Source organism: Pseudomonas sp. TMP9 (assembly GCF_037943105.1).
GTDB lineage: Bacteria > Pseudomonadota > Gammaproteobacteria > Pseudomonadales > Pseudomonadaceae > Aquipseudomonas.
On sequence record NZ_CP149803.1, the window covers coordinates 173402 to 190867 of the forward strand.

The window sequence follows — 17466 nt, forward strand, 5'->3', positions numbered from 1 at the left end:
CTCCTTGATCAGCTGATACATCCACCTAGGGTGTTATGCGTCGCTTACGCTGCTTTCTGCGCTACGCGCTTCCATCTCCGCGACTTTGGCTTCGAGGGCCTCCAGACGCGCACGGGTGCGCGCCAGCACAACCATTTGGCTGTCAAATTCGTCGCGGCTGACTAAGTCGAGTTTGCTAAAGGCGCTTTGCAGCAACATTTTGAACTGAGCTTCAAATTCGCCACGCGGCAACGGCGCGTCACCGTTAAACAAGCGCGAGGCATGGGTGGACAAGGCGTCTAGCAGGGCTTTAGGTGGCAGCATGGTGAGGTTCCGTTTTCAGGTGGAGGCAGTGTAGCACGCAGTTTTAACCGGCTTGCCGGGTGCCCTTGGCGCCAGCTTGGCCGTCCTGCACGGTTTTCGCGCGCTGCGCGGCGGATGAGCGCACCACGATTGTGCAGTGGCGAGCGGCCACTGCTCAGGAAAAGCCTTGGTTAAACGGCTAACTGTATGAATTAAATCGATTTTAGCCAAACTGGCAAGCTTTCTGCTTTGTCTCTTACGAGGCATGCACCGATGCAGTTCCAGTGCGTCAGACGAAGCGAGAAGTGCTTCGTTAGGAGCGGTGGGTGCGCATCGATGCAGCTGGGTTAGGGCGGCGATGCATTACAAAAGCCAGGCACTGCGCTTAGACTTGAGCCGGGTTCGTAATTCCTGGGGCAAGTCCACCATACACGGGAGAGAGTTACATGAAGCTAGTCACTGCCATCATCAAGCCGTTCAAGCTGGACGACGTCCGTGAGTCACTGTCGGAGATCGGCGTGCAGGGCATCACTGTCACTGAAGTTAAAGGCTTTGGACGCCAGAAAGGCCATACCGAGCTGTACCGCGGCGCTGAATACGTGGTCGATTTCTTGCCAAAAGTGAAAATCGACGTGGCCATCGCTGACGATCAACTCGATCGCGTGATCGAGGCCATCACTAAAGCTGCCAATACCGGCAAGATCGGTGACGGCAAGATTTTCGTTGTAAACCTGGAACAGGCCATCCGCATCCGTACCGGCGAAACCGGCACCGACGCAGTTTAAGCCTCCGCACGAACCCCACGCCCCAGGAGTTAAACCATGACTCTGCGAAAAATCGCAGGGCTAGGAGCCCTTTTGTCTTTCGTTCCTGGCGTTGCCATGGCCGAAGAGGCAAGCCTGAACAGCGGCGACACCGCTTGGATGTTGGTCGCTACTGTATTGGTGTTGTTTATGACCATCCCCGGTCTGGCGCTGTTTTACGCCGGCATGGTGCGTTCCAAGAACGTGCTGTCGGTGTTGATGCAGTGTTTTGCGGTTACCGGGTTGATCAGCATTCTGTGGGTCGTTTACGGCTACAGCCTGGCCTTTGACACGAGCGGCATGGAGCAAGGGGTACTCAACCTCAACTCCTTCGTCGGCGGCCTCTCCAAAGCCTTCCTTTCTGGTTTAACCCTGGACAGCCTGGTGGCTGGAATTCCGGAGAGTGTGTTCATCACCTTCCAGATGACCTTCGCCATCATCACGCCGGCGCTGATTGTTGGTGCCTTTGCCGAGCGCATGAAGTTCTCGGCCATGCTGCTCTTTATGGCGGTGTGGTTCACCTTGGTCTACGCACCGATTGCGCACATGGTCTGGGGCGGCGACGGTGCGCTGATGTGGGATTGGGGCGTGCTCGATTTCGCGGGTGGCACGGTGGTGCACATCAATGCGGGTATCGCCGGTCTGGTGGCCTGCGTTGTATTGGGTAAGCGTAAAGGCTTTCCGACTACCGCGATGCCGCCGCACAACCTGGGCTACACCCTGATCGGCGCAAGCATGCTCTGGGTCGGCTGGTTCGGTTTTAACGCAGGCTCTGCGTTAGCCGCCAACGCCAGCGCTGGGATGGCCATGCTGGTCACTCAGATTGCCACCGCTACAGCGGCGCTGAGCTGGATGTTCGCCGAGTGGATCACGCACCGCAAACCGAGCGTGCTGGGCATTGCCTCGGGTGCTGTCGCGGGGCTGGTGGCGATCACGCCGGCGTCCGGCACAGCAGGGCCAATGGGCGCTCTGGCGATTGGTCTGGCCAGTGGGGTGATCTGCTTCTTCTGCGCCACCAGCCTGAAGCGCAAGCTTGGATACGACGATTCCCTCGACGTATTCGGTGTGCATGCCATGGGCGGCATTGTCGGCGCCATCCTCACTGGTGCGTTCGCCGCACCGGCGCTGGGCGGTTTCGGCACGGTGGTGGATATTCCGGCGCAGTTATGGATCCAGTTCAAAGGGGTGGCCTTCACGGTGGTCTACACCGCGGTGGTGACCTTCGTCATTCTGAAAGTGATCGACCTAGTAATGGGCCTGCGTGTCAGTGAAGAGGAAGAGACCATCGGTCTCGATCTCGCCCTGCATAACGAGCGCGGCTACAACCTGTAAGCACACGTAGCGCGTCCGGAATCAACCCGGGCGTCTTAACCGAATAGCGCTAAAAAGCGTAACGGCAAGAGGTGAACCATGGACAACACAGCATTGACTGCACTGCAGTACGGTTTTGATACGTTTTACTTCCTGATTTGCGGCGCGCTGGTGATGTGGATGGCGGCGGGTTTCGCCATGCTCGAATCCGGTTTGGTGCGCGCCAAGAACACCACTGAAATTCTGACAAAAAACATCGCCCTGTACGCCGTGGCCAGCATCATGTACTTGGTTATTGGCTACCACATCATGTACTCCAGCCCTGAAGGCGGCATCCTGCCAAGCTTGGGTTTCTTGATTGGTGATGAAAATAGTGTCGAGTCAGTATTGGCCGGCGGTGAAGATGCGCCTTACTACTCAGCCCGTTCGGACTTCTTCTTCCAGGTGGTGTTCGCCGCTACCTGCATGTCGATTGTTTCCGGTGCTGTCGCTGAGCGCATGAAGCTGTTTGCCTTCCTGGCTTTCGCCGTGGTCATGACCGGTTTCATCTATCCGGTACAAGGCTTCTGGAAATGGGGTTCAGGCTTCCTCAACGAGGCCGGCTTCCTTGACTTCGCAGGCTCCGGCATCGTGCACATGGCGGGTGCTACGGCGGCTCTGGTTGGCGTACTGCTGCTGGGCGCACGCAAGGGCAAATACGGCCCGAATGGCCAAGTAAACGCCATTCCGGGTGCCAACCTGCCCATGGCCGCACTGGGTACCTTCATCCTGTGGATGGGCTGGTTCGGTTTCAACGGTGGTTCGCAGCTGAAGATGAGCACCATCGAAGACGCTAACGCGGTTGCCCAAGTTTTCGTCAACACCAATATGTCAGCTGCCGGTGGCCTGATCGCAGCGCTCATCGTCGCGCGCGTTCTGTTCGGTAAGGCTGACCTGACCATGGCGCTCAACGGTGCGTTGGCGGGCCTGGTGGCGATCACCGCCGAGCCGTTAACCCCATCGGCCCTGCAAGCCACCCTGATCGGTGGTGTAGGCGGCGTACTGGTGGTGTTCTCGATCCTCGGTCTGGACAAGCTCAAGCTCGACGATCCAGTCGGTGCCATTTCCGTTCACGGGGTGGTCGGTATCTGGGGCCTGCTCGCCGTTTGTCTCACCAACAGCGATGCCACCTTAGGCGCGCAGTTGCTGGGTATCGGTTCAATCTTCGCTTGGGTATTCATCGCCAGCCTGATCGTTTGGTCCATCATTAAACTGGTCATCGGCCTGCGGGTAAGTGAGGAAGAAGAATACGAAGGTGTGGATATCGCTGAGTGCGGCATGGAAGCCTATCCGGAATTCACCAAGCGTTAATTTTCTCTGCTACGAACGAGGGCGCCTATTGGCGCCCTTTGTTTTTTGCACGCCATGCTGCTCTGATGCTTTTAAGCACGTGCGCAGTTGTGATCAAGCGGCAACAGACCCTAAAATGCGCGCCGTCGAGTGCACTTTGCCAGTGCGCAGCGCTCGGCCAAGGCAAGGCCACAGGAATTTTTATTAGCGGTGTTAGAAAGCTGAGGCCGCTGGGCTATAACTACTCTGCTTTTCGCAAGTCATGAGGCTGGAACATGAGCGACGAAGATCTGGAAAACGACGAATTAGAAGGCGCCGACGAAGATGAAGGCGAAGAACTGGCGAGCGCTGATGATGGTGACGGCAGCGATGATGACAACGGTGACGACGAAGTTGCCCCTGCCAGCAAAAGCAAAAAGGTAAAAGCTGCTGTTGCGGTAGAAGAGCTGCCGAGCGTTGAGGCCAAGCAGAAAGAGCGTGATGCCCTGGCCCGCGCCATGGAAGAATTCCTTTCGCGTGGTGGCAAGGTGCAGGAGGTCGAGCCAAATGTGGTCTCCGACCCGCCGAAAAAGCCAGAAGGTAAGTACGGCAGCCGTCCTATCTAGGCGCCTGCGGTAAACCGAAAAGCCCGCAGGTCATAAGCCTGTGGGCTTTTTTGTGCGCGATGCCTTGTTAAGGCAGGCAGATGCCTTTGTAGGGTGGATGGCGCTTTATCCATCCACCGCTCATAGTCGGCCAGGGCCGCGCGTCTGCAGCCTATGCCCAGCTGTGTAGTAGCGTTGGCAGTTCAGCCAACCTGCGGATTTGTCCATCCGGGCTGTTCTCAGCTTCCCAGGGCTTACCCTGCGGGTTGAACCAGATGGCGCGCAGGCCGGCGGCTTGCGCGCCGGCGATATCGTCGCTGGGGTGATCGCCAATATGCACGGCGTGTTCAGCGGCAATTCCGGCGCGCTTCAGGGCTTCGGTAAACGGTTTGGGGTCGGGTTTGCCGATGCCCAGTTCCTCGGCGCACAGGGCGAACTGAAAGTAGTCTGCGAGGCCCAGTCGCCGCACATCAGCATTGCCGTTGGTGATCACCCCAAGCTGGAAGCGATTGGCCAACGCTTCAAGGGTTGGATGGACATCGGCGAACAACTCTACCTGATGGCGTGCGGCGAGGAAGATCTGAAAGCCAGCTTCGGCCAGTGCCTGTGCATCACTGGGCGGGTAGCCGGCGTCTGCCAAAGCATGCAAAAGGATGCGCCGGCGCAGTTCGCTGAGGCGATGCTTGAGCATGGGCTCGGCGTGCAAAAGCCCCGCACGAATTGACCACAGATGCTCCACCGGCACGGCGCCCAAGCGCGGTGCGTGCAGGGCCAGCCAGTTGCGCAGCGCCGCTTCAGCGTCCTGCATCACTGGGGTGACATCCCACAGCGTATCGTCGAGGTCGAAGGTGATTAACTGAATGCTCATTCTGTATTGCCTTTGCGTTTAGCCCTGGGGTGGGCTTGGTCATAGACCGCGGCCAGGTGCTGGAAATCTAGGTGGGTGTAAACCTGGGTGGTGGCGATATCGGCGTGGCCGAGCAGTTCCTGTACCGCGCGTAAGTCTTGGGATGACTCCAGCATATGGCTGGCAAAGCTATGGCGCAGCATATGTGGGTGCAGGTGCTGGCCCAACTCACGCACGCCAGCTTGGCGCACGCGCAGTTGCACGGCGCGCGGGCCGATTCGGCGGCCCTGCTGGCTGATAAACACGGCACCATCGGCCGGGTTGGCCAGCGCACGCAGCGGCAACCACTGCGCCATAGACTCGCGCGCCATGCGACCCAGCGGCAGTTCGCGGGCCTTGTTACCTTTACCGATGACGCGAACTAAACCAGCGGGCAGGTCGAGGCTGTCGAGGTTAAGGCTGACCAGCTCCGACAGGCGCAAGCCTGATGAGTAGAACAACTCAAGCATGGCCTGATCGCGGCGAGCAATAAAGTCGTCTTCCAGCGCGCCGTCCAGCAGTTGCGCCGTGCGGTCGGCATCCAGGGTTTTTGGCAGGCGGCGCTCCCCTTTGGGTGGCGTCAGGCCACTGGCGGGATCGCTCTGGCAATGGCCTTCGCGAATCAAATAACGGTACAACCCGCGGGTAGCAGACAGCAGGCGGGCTAGGCTGCGGCTGGATTGGCCTTGCCTATGCAGGCGACCGACCATGCGCCGCAGTCGCGCGGTGTCGAGTGCCGGCCAGCTATCAATGTGCTCAAGTGGGCACAGCGCCACCAGCTTACTGAGGTCGTGGCTATAGCCGATTAGGGTGTGGGCAGAAAGCTGGCGCTCGCTGCGCAAGTGCTCGAGGTAGGCGTCCAGTAAGTCTTGCATGGAAGCTCCCGGCGGTGGCGTGCGTAGCATGGGTTAGCGGCGCGGCGTGTAACCCATCCTAAGGGTTGTTGCGGTTATCTAACCGAGCGCAGTGGGGTGGCAAAACCCGGTACGACGCGGCCCAGCACTTCGGCGATATAGCCGAGAAACAATGTGCCCAGTGAGCTTTTGTAATGCTGCGGGTCGCTGCTGCCGATGGCCAGCACGCCATGCAGGCCCTGATAGACAATGCTGACCACGGCCGCTGAACCCACTTGGGCGCCATCTGCGCTGCCAAACAAGAAGCTCAGCTCATGCTCGCGCAGCACGCCGCAGATGGTCTTGCCGCCGGCGAGCAGGCCACCGACGGCCTGATGGGCCTCGGCACTGCTGACTGAGCGACCCACCGGCAGCGGTGCGTCGCTGAACAGTATTAAGCTGACGAAGGGCACCTGGAACTCACTGCGCAGGCTGTCTTCCACGCAGCTGACCACGTTTTCCAAGCTGTTGGCATCGAGCAAGTCGAGCACCAAGCGCCGGGTTTTATCAAACAAGCGGTCATTGTCGCGGGCCACATCCATCAGTTGTGACAGGCGATGGCGCATCTCTATGTTGCGCTCGCGCAGCAGTTTCACCTGGCGCTCGACCAGCGATACGGTATCGCCGCGCTGGTGCGGAATGCGCAGCTCGGGGATCAACTCATCGTGGTCGATAAAGAATTCCGGATGCAGGCGCAGATAAGCGGCCACAGCCTCTGAATCCAGTGACTTGGGTGAATCCTGCTTGGCGGTCATGGGCGGTGCTCGGTCATAAACGGACTTGTCCTTCATACACACGGACTGCAGGGCCGGTCATCATAACGGGCTGGCCCGGGCCTGCCCATTCAATGCTTAGTTTGCCGCCGGGCAATTCGATCTGCAGCGGTGAGTCCATCCAGCCCTGACTGATGGCGGCAACCGCCGCCGCGCAGGCGCCGGTGCCGCAGGCTTGAGTTTCCCCCGCGCCGCGTTCCCAAACGCGTAATTTGGCCAGCCGGCGATCGAGCACTTGCAGGAAGCCGACGTTGACCCGCTGCGGGAAGCGCGGATGATGCTCCAGCGTCGGTCCCAAGCTACGCACCGGCGCGCTATCGACGTTGTCGACGCGCAGCACGGCATGCGGATTGCCCATGGACACCGCGGCCAATTCAACCTCCTGCTCGTCCACCGTTACGCGGTAGCTCAAGGCTTGTTGTTCGGCTTGGAAGGGGATGTCGACGGGGACCAAGCGCGGCGCACCCATGTTGACGCTGATCTGCCCGTCGCTGCGCACATCCAACTCGATGATGCCGCTCTTGGTTTCCACGCGAATTTGCTTCTTCGCGGTCAGACGTTTATCCAGTACAAAGCGCGCGAAGCAACGTGCGCCGTTGCCGCACTGCTCCACTTCTGAGCCGTCAGCATTGAAAATACGGTAGCGAAAATCCACGTCCGGGTTGCTGGGTGGCTCAACCAGCAGCAGCTGGTCAAAGCCGACACCGGTGTGACGATCGCCCCATTGTTTGGCGTTTTTCGGCTGGATATGTGCGTGCTGGCTAATCAGGTCGAGGACCATAAAGTCGTTGCCGAGGCCGTGCATTTTAGTAAAGCGCAATAACATGAGCGAGTCCTTAGCGGGCGGCTGGCAGGCAGGTTTCGCCGGCAAAAAGCTCACTGAGCGTCTCGCGGCGACGCACTTCGAAGGCCTGTTCACCATCCACCATCACCTCAGCGGCGCGACCGCGGGTGTTGTAGTTGGAGCTCATCACAAAACCGTAAGCACCGGCCGAGCGCACGGCCAGCAGATCACCTTCAGCCAAGGCCAGGTCACGGTCTTTGGCGAGGAAGTCACCGGTTTCGCAGATCGGCCCAACAATGTCGTAATTACGCGTTGCGCCCGCGCGCGGTTCAACCGCCACCACTTCCATCCACGCTTGGTACAGCGCTGGGCGGATGAGGTCGTTCATCGCGGCATCAACGATGGCAAAGTCTTTGTGCTCGGTGTGCTTGAGGTACTCAATTTGAGTCAGCAGCACGCCGGCATTGGCGACGATGTAGCGGCCCGGCTCGAACACCAACTTCAGGTCGCGCCCGGCAATGCGCTCACGCACTGCCTTGATGTAATCACCGGCCAGTGGTGGTTGCTCGTCGCGGTATTGCACGCCGAGGCCGCCACCGAGGTCCAAATGCTTAATCTGGATGCCTTGAGCGGCAAGGTTGTCGACTAGCGCGAGCAAGCGGTCAAGCGCATCAAGGAACGGCGGCAGGGTGGTCAGTTGCGAGCCGATGTGGCAATCGACGCCCACCACCTGCAGATTGGGCAACGCCGCAGCGCGTGCATACACGGCTGGCGCATCGGCAATGGCAATGCCGAATTTGTTCTCTTTAAGGCCGGTCGAAATATAGGGGTGAGTACCCGCGTCCACATCAGGGTTGACCCGCAGTGAAATCGCCGCCGTTTTGACCATTTCAGCCGCGACGCTTTGCAGGCGCTCCAGCTCATCGGTGGACTCGACGTTAAAGCAATGCACGCCCACCTCTAATGCACGGCACATGTCGTCACGGCTCTTGCCGACACCGGAGAAGACAATTTTGCTGGCTTCACCGCCGGCAGCCAGCACCCGCTCAAGCTCGCCACGGGAGACGATGTCGAAACCTGCGCCGAGGCGCGCCAGAACGTTTAACACGCCGATATTGGAGTTGGCTTTAACGGCAAAACAAACCAAATACGGTATGCCCTGCAGGGCATCGGCATAGGCGCGATACTGCGCTTCGATGTGCGCGCGCGAATAAACGTAAGTCGGCGTACCGAAACGCTGGGCAATGGCGGACAACGCCACGCCTTCCGCGAACAGCGCACCGTCGCGGTAGTTGAAGGCGTTCATTCGCGATCCTTATTCGGTCTGTGCAGGTTCAGCTGCAGGTTCAGCCACGGGCTCGACCTGTGCAGGCGCAGGGGCGCTTTCTTCGGGCAAAAACAACGGGCCTTTTTGGCCACAGCCGGCGAGCAGCGCGCTGAGAGCAACGACGCTGAAGAGGGCAGTCAATAACCGCTTCATGGTGAAATCCCTGTAAAAAGCATAATTGCGCCCGAGTATACCGAGCCCCCGACGCCTTGCCTATGCGCCGGGGTTCCCGTCTGGCGTGGCTTTGCCTGTATCTTTGGCGCTAGCGCCGACCACCCGTGATCAGGAGCCTGGATGGACAACCCCATAGCCGTCAGCAGTTCGGTTTCCGTCGCCTATCTGCAAGGGTTACTCGATTACCTCAGCCGTCAGGGGCTCGATACGATGGCGTTACTGGAGTCGGCGCAGGTGAGCCCGCAGCTTCTCGCGCAGCGTGACCAGCGTATCGCAGCCAGCACCTATCTGGAGTTGCTCGGGCATGGCGTACGCCTGACGGGTGATGAGCAACTGGGGCTGCATCTAGGCGAAGCGGTGCGCCCGGGTTATTACGGTGTATTGGGTTACCTGATCATGAGTTGTGCGACCCTCGCCGATGCCTTACACCGCCAAGCCCGTTACGCCGCGTTGGTGGGTAACCTCGGTCGCGTTGATCTGGCGGATGAGCCACCTCGCGCTGGCTTGGAGCCGCAGGTTGTGCACAGTTGGCAGCCGGTTTTGCCGCAGCAAAAACGTCAGCTCAGTGAAGAAACCTTGGCCGGTTGGGTGACCTTCGGTCACTGGATCAGCGGCCTGGATATCCCGCCGACCGAGGTGCGTTTTCAGCATGCAGCCCCGGCTGATACGACTGAATACCAGCGGATATTTGGCTGCCCGGTGTTGTTCGAGCAGGCGGATAACGCGCTGGTATTCCCTAAACGCTTACTTGCCACACCGCTGGGTCAGGCCGATGCTCACGTACGCCAGACGCTCGATGCTTATGCCGATCGCCTGCTCGGTGAAATTCAACAAGGCCATAGCGTGCTTGATCGCGCGCGCCGGGAGCTGGCCCGGCAGTTGCCGGAAATGGGCGCGGACTTGCAGCAAATCGCCGCGCGTTTGGCGCTCAGTCCGCGTACTCTGCAGCGGCGTTTGCGCGAAGCCGGGTTATCCTTCAACCAGTTGCTGGATGAAACGCGCCAGCAGCTGGTGCTGCACTATTTGCGTGACCCGACCCTGGAGCTAACAGAGATTGCCTTTCTGGTTGGGTTCAGTGAGCCCGGTTCACTGGCCCGCGCGTTTCGGCGCTGGACGGGGCAAAGCCCAGGCGAATATCGCCGCCAGTTAAAACAACGTTAACCACCGCAGCCTAAGACTTTTGCAGTTGTTGAATTTTTTGAGGGATGTCGTAATGAGTTTGACCGAAGCACGCTTTCACGATCTGGTTGATGCCACCCAACAGGCGGTGGAAGATATTTTCGATGATTGCGACCTGGATCTTGATCTGGAAAATTCCGCTGGCGTACTGACTGTTCGCTTCGAGAACGGCACCCAGTTGATTTTCAGCCGCCAAGAACCGTTGCGCCAACTTTGGCTGGCGGCCCGTTCGGGTGGTTTTCATTTTGATTATGACCAAGCCAGCGAGCGCTGGATGTGTGACAGCAGCGACGAACAGCTGGGTGAAATGCTGGCGCGCATTACCTTGGAGCAATCCGGTGCCGACCTTGAGTTTGAAGAGCTCTGATGCTGCGGGCGAGACGATTGTCTCGCCCTGCCGTCGCCAGTGTTGCCTGGATGATCAGGATATTTGCCTGGGCTGTGGTCGCACCCTGCAGGATATTCTCGATTGGAGTAAGGCTGACCAGCCGCGTCAGCGGGCGATCTGCACAGCCGCCGAGGCACGCCTGCAGCAGCGAAACCAGGTCCCTTGACCGGGCAGTCTTGTTTATTTGAGTGGCTGTGGTACGGTCAGCAAAACCTTGCAAAACCCCGTCTTCGTGATGGGGTTTTGCTTTTTTCATCATCCGTAAAGGGGACATACCCGCACCATGACCAGCACAACTTCGCTCACCATCACCCGTCTCGACTTGCAGCGCCTTGAGCATTTGCTCGACAGTCTCGATGACTTCGGCCCCAATGCCACTGCGTTGCAGGCTGAACTTGATCGCGCCGATGTGGTGGGCCATGACGAAGTGCCGGCCGGTGTGGTGACCATGAATTCGCGGGTGCATTGCCGTGAAGAAAGCAGCGGTAGGGATTACCACCTGACCCTGGTTTACCCGCAAGACGCCGGCGGCGAAGGCTGCGTGTCTGTTTTAGCGCCGGTGGGTACAGCCTTGCTGGGTCTGTCTGTCGGCCAGCACATCGACTGGACTACGCCCAGCGGCAAAGTGCTTAAGCTGACGCTGTTGGCGGTGGAATATCAGCCGGAAGCAGCCGGTGAATACAGCCGCGGCTGAGCCGCGCTTAAGCCTTTTGCAGTGCCTGATTGAGGGCGGCTTCTAGGCGGTTTTTGTAACGCAGGTAATGCACGCTTTGCATATGCCCCTCGCCAAGCACCGCTGACAAGTCCAAATCAGTGATGTAGCAGGGGTAGCGTGCGCTGTCGCGGCGCTGTGCAAGGATGTGCTGGGCCACGGCGGCGAACAAGTCGCCCGCGTATTCCAGCTCGGAAAATTCTCGGTGGTTACAGTACAGCGTGACATGCGAACGCCTGCCATCAGCTGGCTCAACGATGGCCTGCACGTCATAGAACGGGTGGCTGATCGGCGACAGCGGCGGCGCTCGCCGCTCCAAGCGCTGGGCACGCAACGGGGCATCCGGCAGCACTTGGTAATAGATAATTTCCAGCGGTTGATGTGCCGGCAGGTTATCCAGCGGCAGCAGTGCATTACGGCGGTACAACACCGAGTGCAAAAAGCGTTGCAACGGCGTCAGCAGGCTCTGCTCATCACGGTAGGGCATTTGTTGGCGCCACAGCGCATTGTGTTCGTCGAGCACGCTCAGCTCGGCCGTGGCGTCGGCCTCGTTTAGCCGATAAAACACTTGGATGCACTGCGGCCGACCGAGCGGCAGAATCAGCGCCAAGTCCTGTCCTTCCAATGCGCTGCGATCCAGATGCAAATCGCTGTAGCCGGACAATTCCTCACCCAAGTGGTCGATCAGCGTGGGCAGGTCTTTTAGGCTGGTGTGGCTGACATGGCCGGGCTTTAAGTCGAGCACGTGGTAGTGCTGCTTGATCTGCAACAGGTAGCGATTGTTCTGTTCGCTGCTGCAACTGGCGAGGGTTTCGCGGAACAGCTCCTCGACCCGCTCAGCAATCGCCGTGGCTCGGTTGCGGCAGAAGCAGCGCACCTGCAGGTTGGGTTTGCGCCCGCCTGCGGGGAGGTTGTTAAGAAAATCGCGCAAGCAATCGAGCAGCGCATGCGGGCCGTCATAACGGCTGACCAGCAATTCATTCCAGCTGTTTAACGTGACCTGATCAATGGTCAGGATCAGGTTCTCGCGCACCCCAGAATAGCCCAGCGCATCGGTCCGCTCGGAGGTCATGTGCATGTTCATCTGGCTGAACTGCTTGAGCGGGTCGACACCCACGTTGACCAGTAGCAGCACCTCGCTGGGCACGCTGGCGCTCAGCAGTGCGGTTTCATCGACGGCGGGCAGCGGCAGTGGGAGGGTCTGCTGCAGGCTGCTGAGCAAATTGGACAGTTCAAACTCAGTCAGGTCGCTGCTACCGGGGTGCAGCGACAGCCGCGTGCTGTTATCGATCACGCCGTTGCGCTGGCACCAAGCGAGCAATTCGATCAGCGCGCGCGTACGTTTGAGCGGCGAGAAGTCGGCCAGGTCTTGTGCGTTAACGCTACCGCTGTAGAGCGCCCAAAGGGTTTCGTTGGGCTCATCCGGGCTGGGGCTCTGGGCCAGTGTCAGGGTGTCTTCGGCGAGGTCGGGGGCGATGCCGGGGTTGATAAATTCAATCTTGCCGGCCTTGCGCTCGAAGGCTGCGTACAAGCGCCGACCAAGAATGCCGAGGTCACGGCTGTTGAGCGAGCTGCCGACTTCGGCGTTACGGGCGAATTCCGATAAGAAGCGATAGCTGTAGGTCAGCTCATTGACCAGCATGCGCCGCTCCACGCTGACCTGGCGCACCTTCCATTGGCTGCGGCTGTCGAGCATGGCCAGCTGGCGGCTGTCCCAATTCCAGTCACGCGTCAGGCGCTCCAGCAACAGGCGTTGCCAACTTTTGCGGTTGTGGCTGGGCGGTCGGCTGAGTTTTTTATCGACTTTCAGATACAGGCAGCGGCGGATCAGCTCTAAACGTTCATGCTCGCCGCGGGCCTTGAGGTACTCCTCCAGGCGGCGATACACCACGATATAAGGGTCGAGTTCGTCGACATCTAAACGGTTAGAGAACACCGCCTGCTTGAAGCGCAGCGACAGGCATTCGACCTTGGGGTGTTCGCTGGCGTAGACCTCAGTCAGCAGCAGCTTGAGTACCGACTTGTAGGGTGACTCGATGCCCTTGAACAGCTGCCACATCCCCGCGCCAACAAATTCTTCCGGCGGAATGCGCGCCAGGTGACCGAGGTCAATGACGTCTTCGGCGCGCACAAAACGCTTGGCCAGAAGGGCGCTGGTGTAATGCTGATAGCGCTGTTCTTCATACACCGGCACCAGCCACCAGAGGGGCGTTCGTCCGCCGAGCCAGATGGCGGTGCGGTAGAACTCGTCGAGCAGCAGGTAGTGCTGGGTGGTGCCGCAATCATCCGAGGTCAGTTGCGCTTCGCGCTCGCCATGGGTGAAGCGTGCGGGATCGATTAGAAAGAAGTGCGCCTCGGCGCCGAAGGTCGCGGCCCAGGCTTCGAGCAGTGCGCATTTTTTGCTCAGCTCATGCACCTGCTGTGGGCTGAGGTCGCTGGCGTGGCACACCCACAGGTCCATGTCACTCTGCTCAGCTTGGGCGACAGTGCCCAGACTGCCCATTAGAAACAGGCCGTGGATCGGCAGTGCGGGTTTACCGCGATAGGGCTTGTAGGCGAATGAACGGGTCAGACGCTGCACTTCAGCGAGCACGTCGTCATCCGGTTCAAAGCCGCTCAGGCCCGCAGGCGTGAGCCCAGAAACATAACCCGGCAGGAGCGGGTGGTTAACGTGAAACAGCAGCGGCAGCAGTTTCAGCACCAATTGTTGGCGCGTTGAGAGTGCCTGCATGGCACGTTGCAGACGGCCACGGTTAAGGTTGAGGAAGCGCGCACGTAACTGCGTCAGTACCTTGCGGTCGATGCCGTCATCAATGTCCGGGCGAATTTCCTCAGTACGACTCATGCTCAGGCTCTGCGGGGCGATGCGCGATCATGCCGTGTCAGTGGGTTAGCGCGCGGCTGCGGATACAGGGTTATAGCCTGCGTTGCGGGCAGCTTGAGGCTGGCGCCGCAGCGCAGAAGCAGCGGTTAAGCCGCTTCGGTGACGTTGAGAATGGTCAGCAAGACTTGTGCGTGTTCAGCAGCGTCCAGGCCAAGGCTGGTTAGGTAACCGCCATCGGGTAGACTGATCAAGCCTTTCTCATGCAAGCGCTTGGCGGCAGAAACCGCCGAGGGTGTGGCCGTCTGATGAACTTTGATGCCTTCCTGGGTGGTGCCCAGGTTGAACAGTGCGAGGATTTCCAGTTCGGCAATTAATTCCGGGGTAAAGGCCATACGTACTCCAGCTTCGTATTTAAATGAGCGGCAACCGGCGGCTGCAGCACCCGCTGCGGTAGATCGGCTGAAACATTGGGCAGCGTGCAAAAGACGTACAGAAAAACCTAAGCAAGCTGCCGTGAACCGATGCTGCCAGAAGTCTAGCCGCAGTGGGGTAAAAATCTCTGGGCTTTTTACTTCGCCTGTTCCGGCAGTTCGGGCAGGGCGCGAAGGCCTTGCTCGTAACGGCCAAGGTCGAAGCTGCGATCATCGCGCAACATCACCTCGATCTCATCGGCCAGCACTAGCGCCATCAGCTCGATAATCGCTTCGCGCTCGTAGCCGACTAAGGTCAATTTGTTCAGCACTGATTGCACGAAGGCCGGCTCGCCGGCTTCAAGCTGGTTTTCAATGGCGTGGCTCAGGGTGTCCTGGGCAAAGTCTTCGTCGTTTTGCTCGCTCATGAGGTACTCCGAAAAGAGGGGTGTTTTAGTCTTCGGCAAAGTCGAGCAGGGCCTGGCCGGTCAGGCGGTAGGTGGTCCATTCGTCCTGCGGGCGGGCGCCGAACGATTGGTAGAAATCAATGGCTGGCTGGTTCCAGTCCAGCACGGCCCACTCAAAACGGCCACAGCGCTTGGCCACAGCCAGCTGTGCGAGGTGACGCAGCAGGGCTTTACCCGCACCCACGCCGCGTTTTTCCGGGCTGACGTAGAGGTCTTCAAGGTACAGCCCGTGTTTGCCCAACCAGGTCGAGTAATTGAAAAAGTACACGGCATAGCCAATAGGCTGGCCTTCATGCTCGCAGATCAGCGCTTGGGTGCTGCTGTCGGGCCCGAACAGACTCGCCTCGATCCCCGCTACGTCTGTCTTCACCTCATGCTCGGCTTTCTCGTAGATCGCCAGATCGACGATAAAACGCAAGATGAGGGCGGCGTCTTCAACTATAGCGGGGCGGATATTCAGGGTCATTAGGGCTCAGCTATTGAGAAAAATCAGAAGAGAGAGCGGCATGCCGACCACGCAGAGAACGCCGAAGGCGGTGATCCAGCTGCTGCGCGAGTCCATCGGGTCAGGCGCGTTTAGTGGCCGGCGCGGATAACAGCCCAGCGTCAGCAGGCGCAGCATCAGCCAGCCGCTGGCGTAGAAGAGGTAGCCGAAAACCAGCTCCAGCACGACCTCCCCCAAGACAAACAAACTGCGCAGCAACAGCTCGAGCATGGGACGTCCTTTTCCCTTAGTCCGTTGACAATCAGCGCGTCGCCAGCAGCTCGCGACCACGCGTGACAGCGGCGCGCACCTGATTGGGTGCCGTGCCGCCGATATGGTCGCGGGCGTTCACCGAGCCTTCTAGGGTCAGTACGGCGAACACGTCTTGTTCGATCTGCGCGCTGAATTGGCGCAGCTCGTCGAGGCTCATCTCGGCCAGGTCCTTGCCGGATTCAACACCGTACTTCACTGCATGGCCGACGATTTCGTGGCAATCGCGAAATGGCAGGCCACGGCGCACTAGGTAATCGGCCAGATCGGTGGCGGTGGAGAAACCGCGCAATGCGGCTTCACGCATGATCGCGTGCTTGGGTTTGATCGCCGGGATCATGTCGGCAAAGGCGCGCAGGCTGTCGCGCAGGGTGTCGGCGGCGTCGAACAGCGGCTCTTTGTCTTCCTGATTGTCTTTGTTGTAGGCCAGCGGCTGGCCTTTCATCAAGGTCAGCAGGCCCATTAGGGCGCCGAATACGCGGCCGGTCTTGCCGCGTACCAACTCAGGAACGTCGGGGTTTTTCTTCTGCGGCATGATCGAGCTGCCGGTGCAGAAACGGTCCGGCAGGTCGATGAACTGGAACTGCGCGCTGGTCCACAGCACCAGCTCTTCGGAGAAGCGCGACAGGTGCATCATGGCAATCGAGGCTGCAGCGCAGAATTCGATAGCGAAGTCGCGATCCGATACGCCGTCCAGCGAGTTGCCGCCGACTGCGTCGAAACCCAGCAATTGGGCGGTGACTTCGCGCTGAATCGGGTAAGTGGTGCCGGCCAGCGCGGCCGAGCCGAGTGGAATACGGTTGGTGCGCTTGCGGCAGTCAACCAAGCGTTCGTAATCGCGCGCGAGCATCTCAAACCAGGCCAGCATATGGTGGCCAAAGGTCACCGGCTGCGCGGTTTGCAGGTGGGTGAAGCCGGGCATAATGCTTGCCGCTTCACGCTCAGCCTGTTCCAGCAGGCCCTGCTGCAGGCGGGTGATTTCGCCGAGGATCAGGTCGATTTCGTCGCGCAGCCACAGGCGAATATCAGTCGCCACCTGGTCGTTGCGGCTACGGCCGGTGTGCAGCTTCTTGCCGGTCACGCCGATGCGGTCGGTCAGGCGTGCTTCGATGTTCATGTGCACATCTTCCAGGTCGACGCGCCAGTCGAACTGGCCAGCTTCGATCTCGCCCTGAATCTGCGTCAGGCCATCGATGATGCTGTCGCGCTCAGCGTCGGTCAGTACGCCCACCTTGGCCAGCATGGTGGCATGGGCGATGGAGCCCATGATGTCGTGGCGATACAGGCGCTTGTCGAATTCGACGGAGGCGGTAAAGCGGGCAACAAAGGCATCGACGGGCTCGCTAAAGCGGCCGCCCCAGGATTGGTTGATTTTTTCAGTGCTCATGGGCTTCGCTCGGCTGGTGCGCTAAAACGGGCTGGCCGCGCAGGGCGGCCAGCAAGACGAAAGGTGTGCTGATAATAACAGGCTGGCCAGCAAATTCGCCGCGTCGCATTGTTTGGGCAGCAGCTAGGCTTAGGCGTGGCAATGTTGCGCCGGTCACAGTTTCATCCGTGCAGGCGCACTTCGGTGCTTTATTTTGCCC

Annotated in this window: 21 protein-coding genes; 8 read left to right on the top strand and 13 right to left on the bottom strand. The window is 59.5% G+C overall.

What is annotated here, in order from left to right; all coding sequences use genetic code 11:
• Positions 1–33 precede the first annotated feature (33 nt).
• Positions 34–303, bottom strand: coding sequence for an accessory factor UbiK family protein (locus tag WF513_RS00800; RefSeq protein WP_339080841.1), 270 nt, complete (start codon positions 301–303; stop codon positions 34–36).
• A 425-nt stretch (positions 304–728) separates the two neighbouring features.
• Here WF513_RS00800 and glnK point away from each other — a divergent pair, with 425 nt between their 5' ends.
• From glnK to sutA, 4 genes are all read left to right on the top strand, one after another.
• Positions 729–1067, top strand: a complete 339-nt coding sequence (gene glnK, locus WF513_RS00805; protein WP_021700071.1) for a P-II family nitrogen regulator — start codon at positions 729–731, stop codon at positions 1065–1067.
• Positions 1068–1103: 36 nt separating this feature from the next.
• Complete coding sequence (locus tag WF513_RS00810) at positions 1104–2417, top strand: ammonium transporter (RefSeq protein ID WP_339080845.1); 1314 nt, start codon at positions 1104–1106, stop codon at positions 2415–2417.
• Between the two features lie 78 nt (positions 2418–2495).
• Positions 2496–3746 carry an ammonium transporter gene (locus WF513_RS00815; RefSeq protein ID WP_339080846.1) on the top strand — a complete coding sequence of 417 codons (1251 nt, stop codon included), beginning with the start codon at positions 2496–2498 and terminating at the stop codon, positions 3744–3746.
• A gap of 254 nt (positions 3747–4000) precedes the next feature.
• The gene (gene sutA / locus WF513_RS00820; RefSeq protein WP_339080847.1) at positions 4001–4330 is read left to right on the top strand and encodes a transcriptional regulator SutA; all 330 of its coding nucleotides are present in this window, start codon (positions 4001–4003) and stop codon (positions 4328–4330) included.
• A 151-nt stretch (positions 4331–4481) separates the two neighbouring features.
• On the opposite strand, the gene WF513_RS00825 is transcribed toward sutA, so the two are convergent.
• The 6 genes from WF513_RS00825 to WF513_RS00850 all read right to left on the bottom strand — a co-directional run bounded on the left by WF513_RS00825 (position 4482) and on the right by WF513_RS00850 (position 9125).
• Positions 4482–5177, bottom strand: a complete 696-nt coding sequence (locus WF513_RS00825) for an HAD-IA family hydrolase (protein ID WP_339080848.1) — start codon at positions 5175–5177, stop codon at positions 4482–4484.
• Positions 5174–6070 (bottom strand): tyrosine recombinase XerC, encoded by an 897-nt coding sequence (xerC, locus tag WF513_RS00830; protein WP_339080849.1) that lies wholly within the window; start codon positions 6068–6070, stop codon positions 5174–5176. Before xerC ends, WF513_RS00825 begins: the two co-directional genes overlap by 4 nt.
• Before the next feature lie 74 nt (positions 6071–6144).
• Positions 6145–6843 (bottom strand): DUF484 family protein, encoded by a 699-nt coding sequence (locus tag WF513_RS00835; RefSeq protein ID WP_339080850.1) that lies wholly within the window; start codon positions 6841–6843, stop codon positions 6145–6147.
• A 13-nt stretch (positions 6844–6856) separates the two neighbouring features.
• The gene (gene dapF / locus WF513_RS00840) at positions 6857–7687 is read right to left on the bottom strand and encodes a diaminopimelate epimerase (protein ID WP_339080851.1); all 831 of its coding nucleotides are present in this window, start codon (positions 7685–7687) and stop codon (positions 6857–6859) included.
• 10 nt (positions 7688–7697) lie between these two features.
• The gene (gene lysA / locus WF513_RS00845) at positions 7698–8951 is read right to left on the bottom strand and encodes a diaminopimelate decarboxylase (RefSeq protein WP_339080852.1); all 1254 of its coding nucleotides are present in this window, start codon (positions 8949–8951) and stop codon (positions 7698–7700) included.
• 9 nt (positions 8952–8960) lie between these two features.
• Positions 8961–9125, bottom strand: a complete 165-nt coding sequence (locus WF513_RS00850) for a lipoprotein (RefSeq protein WP_339080853.1) — start codon at positions 9123–9125, stop codon at positions 8961–8963.
• A 141-nt stretch (positions 9126–9266) separates the two neighbouring features.
• Between WF513_RS00850 and WF513_RS00855 the strand changes: the two genes are divergently transcribed.
• From WF513_RS00855 to rnk, 4 genes are all read left to right on the top strand, one after another.
• Positions 9267–10307, top strand: a complete 1041-nt coding sequence (locus tag WF513_RS00855) for an AraC family transcriptional regulator (protein WP_339080854.1) — start codon at positions 9267–9269, stop codon at positions 10305–10307.
• A gap of 52 nt (positions 10308–10359) precedes the next feature.
• A complete protein-coding gene (gene cyaY / locus WF513_RS00860; protein WP_298185089.1) occupies positions 10360–10692 on the top strand; it encodes an iron donor protein CyaY in 333 nt (110 codons plus the stop codon).
• Positions 10693–10708: 16 nt separating this feature from the next.
• Entirely contained in the window at positions 10709–10879 is a 171-nt protein-coding gene (locus WF513_RS00865) for a DUF1289 domain-containing protein (RefSeq protein ID WP_339083671.1), read from the top strand.
• 117 nt (positions 10880–10996) lie between these two features.
• Positions 10997–11407 carry a nucleoside diphosphate kinase regulator gene (rnk, locus tag WF513_RS00870; RefSeq protein ID WP_339080855.1) on the top strand — a complete coding sequence of 137 codons (411 nt, stop codon included), beginning with the start codon at positions 10997–10999 and terminating at the stop codon, positions 11405–11407.
• 7 nt (positions 11408–11414) lie between these two features.
• Here the strand turns inward: rnk and WF513_RS00875 are convergent, their stop codons facing one another.
• The 6 genes from WF513_RS00875 to argH all read right to left on the bottom strand — a co-directional run bounded on the left by WF513_RS00875 (position 11415) and on the right by argH (position 17267).
• Entirely contained in the window at positions 11415–14270 is a 2856-nt protein-coding gene (locus tag WF513_RS00875) for a class I adenylate cyclase (protein ID WP_339080856.1), read from the bottom strand.
• Positions 14271–14395: 125 nt separating this feature from the next.
• Positions 14396–14641 (bottom strand): TIGR02647 family protein, encoded by a 246-nt coding sequence (locus tag WF513_RS00880; protein WP_339080858.1) that lies wholly within the window; start codon positions 14639–14641, stop codon positions 14396–14398.
• A gap of 176 nt (positions 14642–14817) precedes the next feature.
• Positions 14818–15087 carry a hypothetical protein gene (locus WF513_RS00885; protein WP_339080859.1) on the bottom strand — a complete coding sequence of 90 codons (270 nt, stop codon included), beginning with the start codon at positions 15085–15087 and terminating at the stop codon, positions 14818–14820.
• Between the two features lie 25 nt (positions 15088–15112).
• Positions 15113–15592 (bottom strand): GNAT family N-acetyltransferase, encoded by a 480-nt coding sequence (locus WF513_RS00890; protein ID WP_339080860.1) that lies wholly within the window; start codon positions 15590–15592, stop codon positions 15113–15115.
• Positions 15593–15598: 6 nt separating this feature from the next.
• The gene (locus WF513_RS00895) at positions 15599–15841 is read right to left on the bottom strand and encodes a hypothetical protein (protein WP_339080861.1); all 243 of its coding nucleotides are present in this window, start codon (positions 15839–15841) and stop codon (positions 15599–15601) included.
• 31 nt (positions 15842–15872) lie between these two features.
• Positions 15873–17267: an argininosuccinate lyase gene (argH, locus tag WF513_RS00900; RefSeq protein ID WP_339080863.1), complete on the bottom strand. Its 1395-nt coding sequence runs from the start codon at positions 17265–17267 to the stop codon at positions 15873–15875.
• Positions 17268–17466: the final 199 nt, after the last annotated feature.